The 13,261-nt window shown below is 73.1% G+C and carries 11 protein-coding genes; 4 read left to right on the forward strand and 7 right to left on the reverse strand.

The window, feature by feature from the left end; all coding sequences use genetic code 11:
• Positions 1 to 50 precede the first annotated feature (50 nt).
• Positions 51 to 3,947 (forward strand): glycoside hydrolase family 2 TIM barrel-domain containing protein, encoded by a 3,897-nt coding sequence (locus tag ABZ386_RS09755; protein WP_358964496.1) that lies wholly within the window; start codon positions 51 to 53, stop codon positions 3,945 to 3,947.
• A gap of 111 nt (positions 3,948 to 4,058) precedes the next feature.
• Here ABZ386_RS09755 and ABZ386_RS09760 read toward each other — a convergent pair whose 3' ends face one another.
• Both ABZ386_RS09760 and ABZ386_RS09765 read right to left on the reverse strand, forming a co-directional pair.
• Entirely contained in the window at positions 4,059 to 5,210 is a 1,152-nt protein-coding gene (locus tag ABZ386_RS09760) for an MFS transporter (RefSeq protein ID WP_351343227.1), read from the reverse strand.
• A 25-nt stretch (positions 5,211 to 5,235) separates the two neighbouring features.
• Positions 5,236 to 5,598: a metalloregulator ArsR/SmtB family transcription factor gene (locus ABZ386_RS09765; RefSeq protein ID WP_355728248.1), complete on the reverse strand. Its 363-nt coding sequence runs from the start codon at positions 5,596 to 5,598 to the stop codon at positions 5,236 to 5,238.
• 142 nt (positions 5,599 to 5,740) lie between these two features.
• On the opposite strand from ABZ386_RS09765, the gene ABZ386_RS09770 reads away from it, so the two are divergent.
• Positions 5,741 to 7,210: an AlkA N-terminal domain-containing protein gene (locus ABZ386_RS09770; protein ID WP_351343362.1), complete on the forward strand. Its 1,470-nt coding sequence runs from the start codon at positions 5,741 to 5,743 to the stop codon at positions 7,208 to 7,210.
• Between the two features lie 8 nt (positions 7,211 to 7,218).
• The gene (locus ABZ386_RS09775; RefSeq protein ID WP_351343224.1) at positions 7,219 to 7,704 is read left to right on the forward strand and encodes a methylated-DNA--[protein]-cysteine S-methyltransferase; all 486 of its coding nucleotides are present in this window, start codon (positions 7,219 to 7,221) and stop codon (positions 7,702 to 7,704) included.
• 30 nt (positions 7,705 to 7,734) lie between these two features.
• On the opposite strand, the gene ABZ386_RS09780 is transcribed toward ABZ386_RS09775, so the two are convergent.
• The 3 genes from ABZ386_RS09780 to ABZ386_RS09790 form a co-directional block, all read right to left on the reverse strand.
• Positions 7,735 to 8,460, reverse strand: a complete 726-nt coding sequence (locus tag ABZ386_RS09780) for a Sir2 family NAD-dependent protein deacetylase (RefSeq protein WP_355719896.1) — start codon at positions 8,458 to 8,460, stop codon at positions 7,735 to 7,737.
• Between the two features lie 73 nt (positions 8,461 to 8,533).
• A complete protein-coding gene (locus ABZ386_RS09785; protein ID WP_351343220.1) occupies positions 8,534 to 9,028 on the reverse strand; it encodes an NUDIX hydrolase in 495 nt (164 codons plus the stop codon).
• 74 nt (positions 9,029 to 9,102) lie between these two features.
• Complete coding sequence (locus tag ABZ386_RS09790; protein WP_351343218.1) at positions 9,103 to 10,176, reverse strand: ADP-ribosylglycohydrolase family protein; 1,074 nt, start codon at positions 10,174 to 10,176, stop codon at positions 9,103 to 9,105.
• 248 nt (positions 10,177 to 10,424) lie between these two features.
• On the opposite strand from ABZ386_RS09790, the gene ABZ386_RS09795 reads away from it, so the two are divergent.
• Complete coding sequence (locus ABZ386_RS09795; protein WP_358964717.1) at positions 10,425 to 11,543, forward strand: glycerate kinase; 1,119 nt, start codon at positions 10,425 to 10,427, stop codon at positions 11,541 to 11,543.
• Between the two features lie 78 nt (positions 11,544 to 11,621).
• Here the strand turns inward: ABZ386_RS09795 and pssA are convergent, their stop codons facing one another.
• Positions 11,622 to 12,404, reverse strand: coding sequence for a CDP-diacylglycerol--serine O-phosphatidyltransferase (gene pssA, locus ABZ386_RS09800; RefSeq protein WP_351343358.1), 783 nt, complete (start codon positions 12,402 to 12,404; stop codon positions 11,622 to 11,624).
• 58 nt (positions 12,405 to 12,462) lie between these two features.
• Positions 12,463 to 13,119 carry a phosphatidylserine decarboxylase gene (locus ABZ386_RS09805; RefSeq protein WP_114256304.1) on the reverse strand — a complete coding sequence of 219 codons (657 nt, stop codon included), beginning with the start codon at positions 13,117 to 13,119 and terminating at the stop codon, positions 12,463 to 12,465.
• Positions 13,120 to 13,261: the final 142 nt, after the last annotated feature.

Here is a 13,261-nt window from a genome sequence, read left to right on the forward strand (position 1 = left end):
CGTGCCCTCAGTCCGTGCAGCACCCTGTCGAACCGAGGAAGGCCACGGTCATGCCGCACCCGCACCCGCACCCCACTCCCGCCGACCGACCTGTCGTCAGCCGCCGTCGTCTGCTCGAGGGAGGCGCCGCCGTGCTCGGCGCGCTCGCCCTGTCCGCGTCGCCCGCCGCGGCGTACGCGGCCGGCCGGCGCCCGGCGGCGGACGGCCCCCCGGAGTGGAACGACGGCCTGTCGGTCTACCGGGTGGGCACCGAGCCACCGCACACCACGCTCATGCCGTACCCCGACCTCGGCCAGGCACTGAAGGGCGACCGCGAGCGCTCGCCGTACCGCCTGAGCCTCGACGGCAGATGGAAGTTCGCCTACGCCGACCGGCCCGACGACCGGGACCCCGACTTCTACCGCACCGACGTCGACGACTCCGGCTGGGACACCATCCCGGTGCCCTCGGCCTGGCAGCTGCACGGCTACGACTTCCCGATCTACGTCAACATCACCTACCCCTGGTGGGGCCCCAACGGCGGCGGCGAGAACGCCCAGCCGCCCGCCGCCCCCACCCGCTACAACCCCGTCGGCCAGTACCGCCGTACCTTCACCGTCCCCCGCGACTGGAAGGGCCGGCGCACCTTCCTGCACTTCGAGGGCGTCAAGTCCGCCCACTACGTGTGGATCAACGGCGAGCTGGTCGGCTACCACGAGGACTCCTACACCTCCGCCGAGTACGACATCACCCGCCACCTCAAGCCGGGCACCAACCAGATCGCCGTCGAGGTGTACCGCTACTCCGACGCGGAGTGGCTGGAGGACCAGGACATGATCCGGCTGAGCGGCATCTTCCGCTCGGTCCACCTGTACTCCACGCCGAACGTGCACCTGCGCGACTTCAAGCTCGACACCCCCCTCGGCGACGGCTACACCTCCGCCGAACTCAAGGTCACCGCGCACGTCCGTGACTACGGCGGCGACGGCGCGGGCCGCTACACCGTCGAGACCCAGCTGTACGACGCGCGCGGCCACGCCGTCTGGTCCCGGCCCCTGAACCAGCCCGTCGACGTCCCCGACGGCGACGAGGCCACGGCCGAGGCGGCCAGAGCCGTCCCGGCGCCGAAGCTCTGGTCGGCCGAGCACCCGAACCTGTACACCGCCGTACTGCGGCTGCGCGACCCCGCCGGAAAGGTGATCGAGACCCTGTCGCACCGGGTCGGCTTCCGCGAGTTCGCGCTCAAGGACGGCCTGATGCGCATCAACGGCAAGCCGGTCTCCTTCCGCGGCACCAACCGGCACGAGATGCACCCCGTCACCGGCTCGGCCCTCACTCGCGCGCAGATGGTCGAGGACATCCGGATCATCAAGCGGCTCAACATCAACAGCGTCCGCACCTCGCACTACCCCAACAGCCCGCTGTGGCTCGAACTCGCCGACGAGTACGGCCTGTACCTCGTCGACGAGACCAACCTCGAGACCCACGGCATCCGCGACAGGTACCCCGGCAGCGGCCACCCCGAGTGGACCGAGGCGTGCGTGGTGCGCGCCCAGAACATGGTCCACCGCGACAAGAACCACGCCTCGGTGGTCATCTGGTCCCTCGGCAACGAGGCGGGCGGCGGCACCACGTTCAACGCCATGTACGACTGGATCCGCTCCTACGACCCCACCCGCGTCATCCAGTACGAGGGCGACGACCGCCCGGGCATCAGCGACATCCGCTCCGAGATGTACGACAGCCCGCAGCGGGTCGAGCAGCGCGCCAAGGACACGAGCGACACCCGCCCGTACGTGATGATCGAGTACTCGCACGGGATGGGGAACTCCAACGGCAACTTCAAGAAGTACTGGGACATCGTCCGCCGCTACGACGTCCTCCAGGGCGGCTGGATCTGGGACTTCGTCGACCAGGCCCTGAGCTGGCCCACCCCCACCCGCAAGCTGCTGACCGAGTCCGGCCCGGGCGCCCTGCGCGGCGAGATCATCGCGCCGGCCGGTACCTTCGACCGCGCCAAGGGCGTCTCCGGCGGCACCGTCTTCCCCCGCGACCCCGGTCTGGACCTCACCGGCTCGCTCACGCTGGAGGCCTGGGTCACCCCGGACGTGCCCTACGGCCACCAGCCCATCCTCGCCAAGGGCGACACCCAGTACGCCCTCAAGCAGACGGAGAAGAACCTGGAGTTCTTCATCCACGGCGGCGGCCAGTGGGTCACCGCGAGCTGGCCGCTGCCGGACGGATGGACGGGCAAGGAGCACCACGTCGCCGGCGTCTTCGACGCGGACGGGGGCACGCTGACCCTCTACGTCGACGGCCAGGTGCGCGGCACCCGCACCACCACCCGGCGTCCCGGCACCAATACCGCCTCCCTGACGCTCGCCACCGACGTGGACAACCCCACCCGGGAGTTCAGCGGCACCATCCGCCGGGCCCGTGTCTACGCCCGCGCGCTCAGCGCCGCCGAGCTGGCCTCGGACAGCCGCGGCCCGGACGACGAGGGCGTGCGGTTCTGGTTCGACGCCGCCACCGTCGGCTTCACCGAGAAGCGCCCGCGCGACAAGACGTTCTACGCCTACGGCGGCGACTGGGGCGACAACCCGAACGACGGCGCCTTCGCCGGGGACGGCATCGTCCTGCCCGACCGCGCCCTCACCGGCAAGTCCGCCGAGGTCAAGCAGATCTACCAGGCGATCAACGCCGTCCCGGCCTCCGGCGGCCCCGGCGCCGTCACGCTCACCAACGAGTACCTGTTCACCGACCTCCGCGAGTTCGACGGCCGTTGGTCCCTGGTCGCCGACGGCAAGGTCGTCCAGCGCGGCCGGCTGACCCGCGACCAGCTGAACGTCGCACCGCTGAGCAGCAAGGACATCGACATCCCGGTCCGGCTGCCGGCCAAGCCCGCACCCGGCACCGAGTACTTCCTGCAACTGTCCTTCACCACCCGGGAAACCACCCCGTGGGCCAGGGCGGGCTTCGAGGTGGCCAAACAGCAACTCGCCCTCGACGCGGGCAGCCCGGCCGTGAAACCGGCACCGCTCGACGGCGTGCCCGCCCTGCGCCACACCGACGGCGACCAGACCGTCACGGTCAAGGGCAAGGGCTTCTCCGTCACCGTCGACAAGAGCAGCGGCACCATCACCTCGTACGAGGCGGCCGGCACCCGCCTCATCACCTCCGGGCCCGTCCCGAACTTCTGGCGGGCGCCCACCGACAACGACCGGGGCAACGGCCACCACACCCGCAACCAGATCTGGCGCGACGCCGGGGCGAAGCGGAAGGTCGCGGACGTACGGGTACGGCCGCTGAGCGACCGGGCCGTCCAGATCACGATCACCGGCACGCTGCCCACCGGCACCGAGTCCACCTTCAGCACCACCTACACGGTCTTCGGCAACGGCGAGATCAGGGTCGACAACACCCTGCACCCGGGCGCGGCGAACCTGCCGTACATCCCCGAGGTCGGCACCCTGCTGTTCCTGCCGCGCCGCCTGGACCGGCTGCACTACTACGGCCGCGGCCCCGAGGAGAACATGTGGGACCGCAACAACGCCACCGACGTGGGCCTGTACTCCGGCACCGTCGCCGGGCAGTGGACCCCCTACCTGCGGCCCCAGGAGAACGGCAACAAGACCGACGTCCGCTGGGCCGCGCTGACCGACTCCGGCGGACGCGGACTGCTCGTCTCCGGTGAGCCGCTGCTGGAGGTCAACGCCTCGCACTTCACGCCCGAGGACCTGTCGGTCGGCGCCCGCCACGACTACCAGCTCACGCCCCGGGACGCGGTGGTCCTCCGGGTCAACCACCGCCAGACGGGCGTGGGCGGCGACAACAGCTGGGGCGCGCACCCGCACGACGAGTTCAAGCTGTTCGCGAACCGCGACTACGCGTACACCTACCGGCTGCGCCCCCTGACGGACGTGGCCGACGCGATGAAGCTCTCGCGCCGTCCGACGGCGACGGAGTAGCCGGAACACGACAGCGACGGAGCGGTCGGAGCGGACCAGGACACGGCCGGGGAGCAGCGGGTACGGCTCCCCGGCCGTGAGCCGTCCGCGCGGGGCCATGCCCGGGCGGGGTTATGCCCGGGCCGCTCCCCGTCGCCGTACCCCCACCGCCACGGCGACCACCACCGGCCCGGCCGCCAGCAGCACCGCCAGCGCCCCGTACCCGTACGTCAGCGTCGTCGCCACGGCCACCCCGGCGACGAGCAACGGGCCACCCGCGTCGCCCAGTTCGCGCCCGAGCTCGGCGGCGCCCATCGTCTGGCCGAGGCGTTCGCGCGGGGTGGACGAGGCCAGGGCCGCGAAGCCGAGCGGGGTGATCACGCCGGTGCCCGTGCCGATCAGGACGGCGGCGAGGAGGAGACCGGCCAGGCCGGGCAGCATCGCCGCGGCGAGACCGGCCGCCGTGAGCAGCAGACCGGCGGTGAGCCCGGCGCGCGGCGTGATCCGGCCGGTGTCCAGGGCCCGCCCCGCACGCGGCTGGACGACCGCCGCGCAGGCCGCCAGCACCGACACCGCGGCCCCGGTCGCCACCGTCCCCAGCCCGGCCGCCGCACCCGACACCGGTAGGAAGCCCACCCCGACCGACAGCGCGGCCGTCGCTCCCGCCAGCGCCGCCGTCGGGCCCAGGAACACCGGGTCGGCCAGCCGCCGCGCCAGGTCCAGCACGGTCTGCCGGGCCCGGGGGAGGGGCGGCACGACGGGCACGGCCACCAGCGCCCACAGCGCGACCCCGGCACCCAGCACCGCCAGCACCCAGAACAGCAGCCGCAGCCCGCCCGCCCACACCAGCAGCCCGCCGAGCAGCGGCCCGAGCGTGTAGCCGACCGACTTGTGGAAGCCGTAACTCCCGAACGCCCGCCCCTGCTTCGCCGCCGGGTTCAGCCGGGCCACCAGGGCGGAGGCCGCCGGCGAGAACGCCGAGGCCGCCGCGCCCTGCCCGAGCCGGGCGGCCCACAGCCAGCCCGGGGAACCGGCCAGGGCGTACAGCGCGGACGCGGCGGCGAAGGCCACCAGGCCGCCCAGCAGCACCGGCCGCGCCCCCACCCGGTCCGCCAGCGTGCCGAACACCGGCTTCAGCAGCACCTCCGCCCCGTCGTACAGCGCCAGCAGCCCGCCGAGGACCAGCAGCGAGGTGACCGCGTCGGCGCCGGAGCCGCCCAGGTTCGCGGCGATGCCGTGCGCCCCGAAGGCGGTGGTGAAGCCGGCCGCGTACAGGGGCCACATCCGGCGCGCTGACGCCGGGGACGCCTCATTCGGCGGCGTCACTGATGCCCAGGCGCAGGTGCTCCACGTGGTACACCGCCTGGTCGAGCAGCTCGGCCACATGGTGGTCGTGCAGCGCGTAGACGACCGAGCGGCCCTGCCGCTCGCCCACCACCAGGCCCAGGTTGCGCAGCAGCCGCAGCTGGTGCGAGCAGGCCGACTGCTCCATGCCCACCTCGGCGGCCAGCTCCGTGGCCGGCAGCGGGCCCTCCCGCAGCCGCGCCAGGATCAGCAGCCGGGAGGGTGTGGACAGGGCCTGGAGCGTGGTGGCGACCTTCGCGACGTTGTCCGCGTCCAGACGTACGCGCTCGGCGGCGTCCTGCGCGGGGATGACGGCTCCATGACCCATGACGTCATCGTACCGGCCCCGCACGAACACATGAATGAATCTTCATCTGTGCCTGCCGGAAGTGCCGGGCGCTCACGTCGATGTCGGATTCTCGCCAGACCCCGGCCCGCCGGTGCCCGAAGCTGGACGCATGCAGATGGGGATGCACACCGACACCGAGCGCTGCGTGCGCGCGGTCCAGTCCAAGGACGCGCGGTTCGACGGATGGTTCTTCACGGCCGTCCTGACGACCCGCATCTACTGCCGGCCCAGTTGCCCGGTGGTGCCGCCCAAGCCGGAGAACATGGTCTTCCACCCGAGCGCGGCGGCCTGCCAGCAGGCCGGGTTCCGGGCCTGCAAGCGCTGCCGGCCCGACACCAGCCCCGGCTCCCCGGAGTGGAACCAGCGCGCCGACCTCGTGGCCCGCGCCATGCGGCTGATCGCCGACGGCGTCGTCGACCGCGAGGGTGTGCCCGGCCTCGCCGGCCGGCTCGGCTACAGCACCCGGCAGATCGAACGCCAGCTCCTCGCCGAGCTGGGCGCGGGACCCCTCGCGCTCGCCCGCGCGCAGCGCGCCCAGACGGCCCGGCTGCTCATCGAGACGACGGCCCTGCCGATGGCGCAGATCGCCTTCGCCGCGGGCTTCGCCTCGATCCGCACCTTCAACGACACCGTCCGCGAGGTCTTCGCCCTGTCCCCGAGCGAGCTGCGGACCCGGGCGCCGAAGAAGAGCACCGGCGCCACCGCGGGGGCGCTGACGCTGCGCCTGCCGTTCCGCGCCCCCCTCAACCCCGACAACCTCTTCGGCCACCTGGCCGCGACCGCCGTACCCGGCGTGGAGGAGTGGCGGGACGGCGCCTACCGGCGCACCCTCCGGCTGCCCTACGGCCACGGCATCGCGGCCCTCACCCCCAACCCCGACCACATCGCCTGCCGCCTCACCCTCAGCGACCTGCGCGACCTGACCGTCGCCATCAGCCGCTGCCGCCGCATGCTCGACCTGGACGCGGACCCGGTCGCCATCGACGACCAGCTGCGCACCGACCCGGCCCTCGCCCCCCTGGTCGACAAGGCACCGGGCCGACGCGTGCCGCGCACGGTCGACGAGGCGGAGTTCGCCGTCCGGGCCGTGCTCGGCCAGCAGGTCTCCACCGCCGCCGCCCGCACCCACGCGGCCCGCCTGGTCACCGCGCACGGCGACCCGGTCGACGACCCCGAGGGCGGCCTCACCCACCTGTTCCCGTCCCCCGAGGCACTCGCGGAGGTGGACCCGGAGTCACTGGCCATGCCCCGCACCCGCCGCGCCACCCTCACCACCCTGGTCGGCCGGCTCGCCGACGGCTCCCTCCGACTGGGCGTGGAGAGCGACTGGCCGCGGACCCGCGAGCTGCTCCTCGCCCTGCCCGGCTTCGGCCCCTGGACGGCCGACGTGATCGCCATGCGCGCCCTCGGCGACCCCGACGCCTTCCTCCCCACCGACCTCGGCGTCCGCCGCGCCGCCCGGGAACTGGGCCTGCCGTCGACCCCGGCCGCGCTCACCGCCCGCGCGGCGGCCTGGCGCCCCTGGCGGGCGTACGCCGTCCAGTACCTCTGGGCGACCGACAGCCACCCCATCAACTTCCTTCCGGCATAGGGACGTTCATGAAGCAGCACACCGTGACCGACAGCCCGTACGGCCCCCTGACGCTCGTCGCCGACGACGGCGTCCTGTGCGGCCTCTACATGACCGAACAGCGCCACCGCCCGCCGGAGGAGACCTTCGGCCCGCGCGACGACACCCTCTTCACCGAGGCGGAGGAACAGCTGCGGGCCTACTTCGCCGGCGAGCTCAAGGAGTTCACCGTCGAACTGCGCCTGACCGGCACCCCGTTCCAGCGCACCGTCTGGGACCGGCTGCGCCGCATCCCCTACGGCGAGACCCGCACCTACGGCGAACTCGCCGACGCCCTCGGCACCCCCACCGCCTCCCGCGCGGTCGGCCTCGCCAACGGCCGCAACCCCGTCGGCATCATCGTCCCCTGCCACCGCGTCATCGGCGCGAACGGCAGCCTGACCGGCTACGGCGGCGGCCTGGAGCGCAAGCAGCGCCTGCTGGACTTCGAGCGGGGCGCCGCACTCTTCGCATGAACGGACTCCCGGCGCAGCCGGTGCTGTCTCCTAGACGGCGAGGCCGTGCAGCAGTTCGGGCAGGGCCGTGCCGATGGGCTCGCGGACGATCTCGTCGGCACGGTCGTCGTACGGCGTCGGCTCCGCGTTGACGATGATCAGGCGGGCGCCGTGGTCGGCGGCGACACCGGCGAGGCCGGCGGCGGGCTGGACCTGGAGGCTCGTGCCGACGGCGACGAACACCTGGCAGGCCTTGCTGATGGCGGCCGCCTCGCCGAGGACGACGGGGTCGAGCCGCTCGCCGAACATCACCGTCGCCGACTTCAGGATCCCGCCGCACTCCAGGCACGGCGGGTCGTCCTCACCGGCCTCGACCCGCGCCAGCGCGTCCTCCATGGGGCCGCGCGCGTGGCAGCCGGTGCACACGACACTCCGCGCGGTGCCGTGCAGTTCGAGCACCTTGCGGTCGGGCATCCCGGCGAGCTGGTGCAGCCCGTCCACGTTCTGCGTGATCACCCGCACGGGCACCCCGGACCGCTCCAGCTCGGCCACCGCCCGGTGCGCGGCGTTGGGCTCCGCCTGAAGCGTCCGGTTCTGGCGCCGCATCTGCCAGGAGCGGCGGCGGATCTCCGGGTCGCCCATGTAGTACTCGTACGTGACGAGCTTCTCGGCCTCCGGATCCCGCCGCCACAGCCCGTTCGGCCCGCGGTAGTCCGGGATCCCGGAGTCCGTGCTGATACCGGCACCGGTGAGAAGCGCGACGAGTGGCTTGGCCATGCCCCCGAGCGTAGGCCGGGCCGCACCGGGGCGGCGAGCGGATATCGAACGGTGGTGGCCCGGGCGGCGCCGGTCAGGACACCCGGTGGCCGTTCTCCAGCTCCGCCGGGCCCGAGCCGTCCGCCAGCACGTCCAGCCCGGTCAGCACCCGGCGGCCGAGGGCGCCCGGCAGGTACTCGGCCAGCTCCTCGCGCGGGACCAGCCGCCAGGACAGCAGCTCCTCCTCCTGGAGGCGGATCGCCTTGAGGTCGTCCTCGCCGAGCACCCCGCCGTCGTACAGGTACGCCACCAGCGGCGGACGGCCGGTGCCGTGCACCCAGTCGACCGCAAGCAGCCGGCCGAGCTCGCGGTCCAGGCCGATCTCCTCGGCCGTCTCGCGCCGCGCGCCCTGCCGCGGTGTCTCGCCGTCGTCGGACTCGACGGTGCCGCCCGGCAGCGCCCAGCCCTCCCGGTAGTTGGGTTCGACGAGCAGGACACGGCCCTCGCCGTCCCGGAACAGCGCGGCGGCACCGGCCAGGACGCGGGGCAGGGAGGCGATGTAGGCGGCGAAGTCAGGAGAGGTGGTCATCGCAGCAGGGTAGCCACCGCTGCTGGAGGACGAGCCCATCTTCGCGGTCACCGGGGCGCAGGCGAAGCATGCGGTCAGGCCGCGGACTCCGCCAGCCGCACCGTCCGCTCCGCCAGCTCGCTGATCCGCACCCCGTCGAAACCGAACACCGCGCTGCGGACCGTGTCCTCCAGCGGCACCTTCCACTGGTCCGGAATGGCCGCCGCCCCGCCGAACACGCCCGCGACGGAACCCGCCGTCGCGCCGTTGGAGTCGGTGTCCAGGCCGCCGCGGACGGTCAGGGTGATGGTCCGGGTGAAGTCGCCGTCGCCGTAGAGCAGGCCGGCGGTGAGGACGGCCGCGTTCGGGACGGTGTGGATCCAGCCCATCCCGATGGTCTCCTCGGCGACCGTGGTGAGCGTGTCCTCCCAGGACATCCCGGCGTCGTGCAGGGAGGCCACCCGCCGTACCGTGCGGGCCAGGCGGCTGCTCGCCGGGATCACGGCCAGGGCCTCGTCGACGGCGTGCCGCACGGTGGGCGCCGTGAACGCCGCCGCGATCAGCGCCGCCGCCCACATCGCCCCGTAGACCCCGTTGCCGGTGTGCGACAGCACCGCGTCCCGCCGGGCCAGCGAGGCGGCCCGGCGCGGCGCGCCCGGGTGGGTCCAGCCGAAGATGTCGGCCCTGATCAGAGCCCCGATCCACTCCTGGTACGGATTGTCGTACGTCGCCGTCAGCGGCGGCTTGAGCCCGTTGGCGAGGTTGCGGTACGCGGCCCGCTCCGCGGTGAACGTCTGGAGGTACGGCAGCCGCAGCAGCCACAGGTCGCCGACCTGCTCGGTGCTGAACCCGAAGCCGTGCGTCTCCAGCAGGTCCAGGCCGAGGATCGCGTAGTCGACGTCGTCGTCACGGCAGCTGCCGTGGATGCGGCCGCGGACGCACTGGCGCCATTCGGGGCGCAGCTCGAAGCCCTCGTGTTCGCTGATCGGCTCGGGCAGGTAGTCGGTCAGGGGCAGGGCGGAGGCCTGCCGCAGGTAGCGGTCGATGCGGTCGCGGGTCCAGACCTCGCCCTGCTCGACGGGCTTGCCGAGCATGTTGCCGGCGATGCGGCCCTGCCAGCCGCCGAGGATGCGGTTCGCCAGGTCTGTCTCGGTGCGTGCGAGGGTCATGGTTACGGTCTACCCGTTTCGCCCGGGGTCGTGGTGTGTTCGTCCCCGCGGGTGCGCTGTGCTCGCTCGCGCGGTTCCCCGCGCCCCTGGGAGCCTCGGTCCACGCGATGGGCAGATGCTGACGGGCGGGGCGTCCTGCGGTTAAGGTCGCAGCGGCGCGACTGGCCTTGACGTGCGTGAGGGCCCGGAGAGCAAGGGGAGTGCAAGTGGCGGACGCTGCAGTGAGCGGCACCTGGCAGGCACAGCGGGTGCTCGTCGCCGCGGACAAGTTCAAGGGCTCGCTGACGGCCGTGGAGGTCGCCGAGCGGGTGACGGCCGGGCTGCGCCGGGTCGTGCCGGACCTGGAGGTCGAGGCGCTGCCCGTGGCCGACGGCGGCGACGGGACCGTGGCCGCGGCGGTCGCGGCCGGGTTCGAACGCCGGGAGGTGCGGGTCGCCGGCCCCCTCGGCGACGAGGTGACGGCGGCGTTCGCGCTGCGCGAGGGCACCGCGGTCGTGGAGATGGCCGAGGCCAGTGGCCTCCAGCGGCTGCCCGCCGGGGTCTTCGCACCGCTCACGGCGTCCACGTACGGCTCCGGCGAGCTGCTGCGGGCCGCCCTGGACGCGGGCGCCCGCACGATCGTCTTCGGGGTCGGCGGCAGCGCCACCACGGACGGCGGCGCCGGCATGCTGTCGGCGCTGGGCGCCCGGTTCCTGGACGCCGACGGGGAGCCGGTGCCCCCGGGCGGGGGCGGTCTCGCCGAGCTGGCGACCGCGGACCTGTCGGGACTCGACCCGCGCCTGAGCGAGATCGAATTCATCCTCGCGAGCGACGTGGACAACCCCCTGACCGGCCCGAAGGGCGCACCCGCGGTCTACGGCCCGCAGAAGGGCGCCACACCGGACGACGTGACGGCCCTGGACGCCGCCCTGGCGCACTTCGCGGAGGTGCTGGAGGGCCCGGTCGGCCCGAAGGCCGCCGAGTACGCGGCCGCCCCGGGCGCGGGCGCCGCCGGCGGCATCGGTTACGGCGCCCTGCTCCTGGGCGCCGGTTTCCGCCCCGGCATCGAGGTCATGCTCGACGTCCTGGGCTTCGCCCCCGCCCTGGACCGCGCCGAGCTGGTGATCACCGGCGAGGGCTCCCTCGACGAGCAGACCCTCCACGGCAAGGCCCCGGCCGGTGTCGCCGCCGCCGCACGTGCCGCAGGCAAGGACGTCGTCGCGGTCTGCGGCCGCCTCGCCCTGCCCCCGGAGGCCCTGGGCCGCGCGGGCATCCGCCGGGCCTACCCCCTGACGGACGCGGAGCCGGACGTCGCGAAGTGCATCGCGGAGGCGGGCCCGATCCTGGAACGCGTGGCGGAACGCATCGCCAGGGACTTCCTGACCTGAGCCGGGCGGCTCCCGTCGCCGCAGGCACGAGGAAGGCCCCGAGCTTGTCAGCTCGGGGCCTTCCTCGTCGTACGGTCGTTACGGAAGCTGTGCCGCCCGCGCCTCGCGCCGGTTGTCACGGAAGTTGTTCACCCGCCGGGCCGTCGCGAACAGCGGAATCACCGCCCCCATGACCAGCTGGAGCGCGCATCCCGTCTGGAGCAGCAGCTGACCGCTCGGCGCGTCGAACGCCCAGGCCGCCATCATGCCCATGCCCACCACGATCCACGTCAGCATCGCCACCGCGAGCCGGCCGCGCGGCTTCGGGTACTCCACGCGGCTCACCATCAGCCACGCCGTCCCCAGGATCGCCAGCAGCGTCGCCACGAAGGGCAGCTCCAGCAGCACGATGGACACCACTGTCAGCGCGCCGAACGGCGACGGCATGCCCTGGAAGGTGCCGTCCTTGACCGTGACGCACGAGAACCGCGCAAGCCGTAGCACCACCGCCAGCAGCACCACGATCGCCCCGACCGCGGCGACCCGCTGGTACGCGCCCTCCGCCACCATGCCGTAGACGAGGACGAAGTACGCCGGGGCCAGGCCGAAGCTGATCAGGTCGGAGAGGTTGTCCAGCTCGGCGCCCATGGGGGAGGAGCGCAGCTTGCGCGCCACCAGGCCGTCGAACAGGTCGAAGACCGCCGCGCACAGCATCAGGATGACCGCCGTGGCCGCGCTGTTGCGCGCCATGCCGGATTCCTGGCTGCCCATGAGGTCCGGGATCAGGATGCCGGTGGTGGTGAAGTACACCGCCATGAAGCCGCACGTGGCGTTGCCGAGCGTCAGGGTGTCCGCTATCGACAGACGCAGAGAGAGGGGCATCTCCTCCTCTTCGTCGACCTCGTCGGCGTCCGGGACCCAGCCGGCCTTGGTGTCAGGATCAATCACGGTCAATGCGAGTCACCCCAGCCACGGTCTTCTGCCCCACCTCGACCGCGACCTCCACGCCCTCGGGCAGGTAGAGGTCGACCCGCGAGCCGAAGCGGATCAGGCCGATCCGCTCGCCCTGCTCGACCTTGGTGCCCTCGGGCACGTAGGGGACGATGCGGCGGGCGACCGCGCCGGCGATCTGGATCATCTCGATGTCGCCGAGCTCGGTGTCGAAGTGCCAGACGACGCGCTCGTTGTTCTCGCTCTCCTTGTTGAAGGCGGGAACGAAGCCACCGGGGATGTGCTCGACCGACGTCACGGTGCCGGCCAGCGGGGCGCGGTTCACGTGGACGTTGAGCGGGCTCATGAAGATCGCGACGCGGGTGCGGCCGTCCTTCCACGGCATGATGCTCTGCACCACACCGTCGGCGGGCGAGATGACCCGGCCCTGGGCGATCTCGCGCTCGGGGTCGCGGAAGAACCACAGCATTCCCGCCGCGAGCGCGGTGGCGGGAACGGCGACGGCCTTGGCGGCGCCGGAGCGGCGGGCCCGGGCCAGGCTGAGGGCTGCGGTGGCGACGGTCGGAAGGAGCCACGGCGATGCTCCGCGCGCGAGGCGTACGCCGGCCCGGCTGTCGCGAGGTGCAGAGGTTTGGCTGTGGGGCATGGATGACCTTCGTAGCGGATGATGCCGCACTCTGACGGGGGACGGCGGCTTTCCGGCGATCGTAGCGGCTCGGGGCCCTAACTGGGTAAGCCAGGCAGCCGAGTCGGCGGCGGAAGAGTGCTGACGGGGTGTGATCTTCTTC

It is taken from the genome of Streptomyces sp. NPDC006140 (assembly GCF_040628815.1).
In the GTDB taxonomy this organism is placed as follows: domain Bacteria; phylum Actinomycetota; class Actinomycetes; order Streptomycetales; family Streptomycetaceae; genus Streptomyces.

Coding starts and splice junctions, on each gene's coding strand:
- pssA (WP_351343358.1), bottom strand. CDS start 12,404: ATGCCCCTCTCTCTGCGTCTGTCGATAGCGGACACCCTGACGCTCGGC.
- ABZ386_RS09790 (WP_351343218.1), bottom strand. CDS start 10,176: ATGACCCTCGCACGCACCGAGACAGACCTGGCGAACCGCATCCTCGGC.
- ABZ386_RS09805 (WP_114256304.1), bottom strand. CDS start 13,119: ATGCCCCACAGCCAAACCTCTGCACCTCGCGACAGCCGGGCCGGCGTA.
- ABZ386_RS09770 (WP_351343362.1), top strand. CDS start 5,741: ATGCACACCGACACCGAGCGCTGCGTGCGCGCGGTCCAGTCCAAGGAC.
- ABZ386_RS09755 (WP_358964496.1), top strand. CDS start 51: ATGCCGCACCCGCACCCGCACCCCACTCCCGCCGACCGACCTGTCGTC.
- ABZ386_RS09780 (WP_355719896.1), bottom strand. CDS start 8,460: ATGGCCAAGCCACTCGTCGCGCTTCTCACCGGTGCCGGTATCAGCACG.
- ABZ386_RS09760 (WP_351343227.1), bottom strand. CDS start 5,210: ATGTGGCCCCTGTACGCGGCCGGCTTCACCACCGCCTTCGGGGCGCAC.
- ABZ386_RS09765 (WP_355728248.1), bottom strand. CDS start 5,598: ATGGGTCATGGAGCCGTCATCCCCGCGCAGGACGCCGCCGAGCGCGTA.
- ABZ386_RS09785 (WP_351343220.1), bottom strand. CDS start 9,028: ATGACCACCTCTCCTGACTTCGCCGCCTACATCGCCTCCCTGCCCCGC.
- ABZ386_RS09775 (WP_351343224.1), top strand. CDS start 7,219: ATGAAGCAGCACACCGTGACCGACAGCCCGTACGGCCCCCTGACGCTC.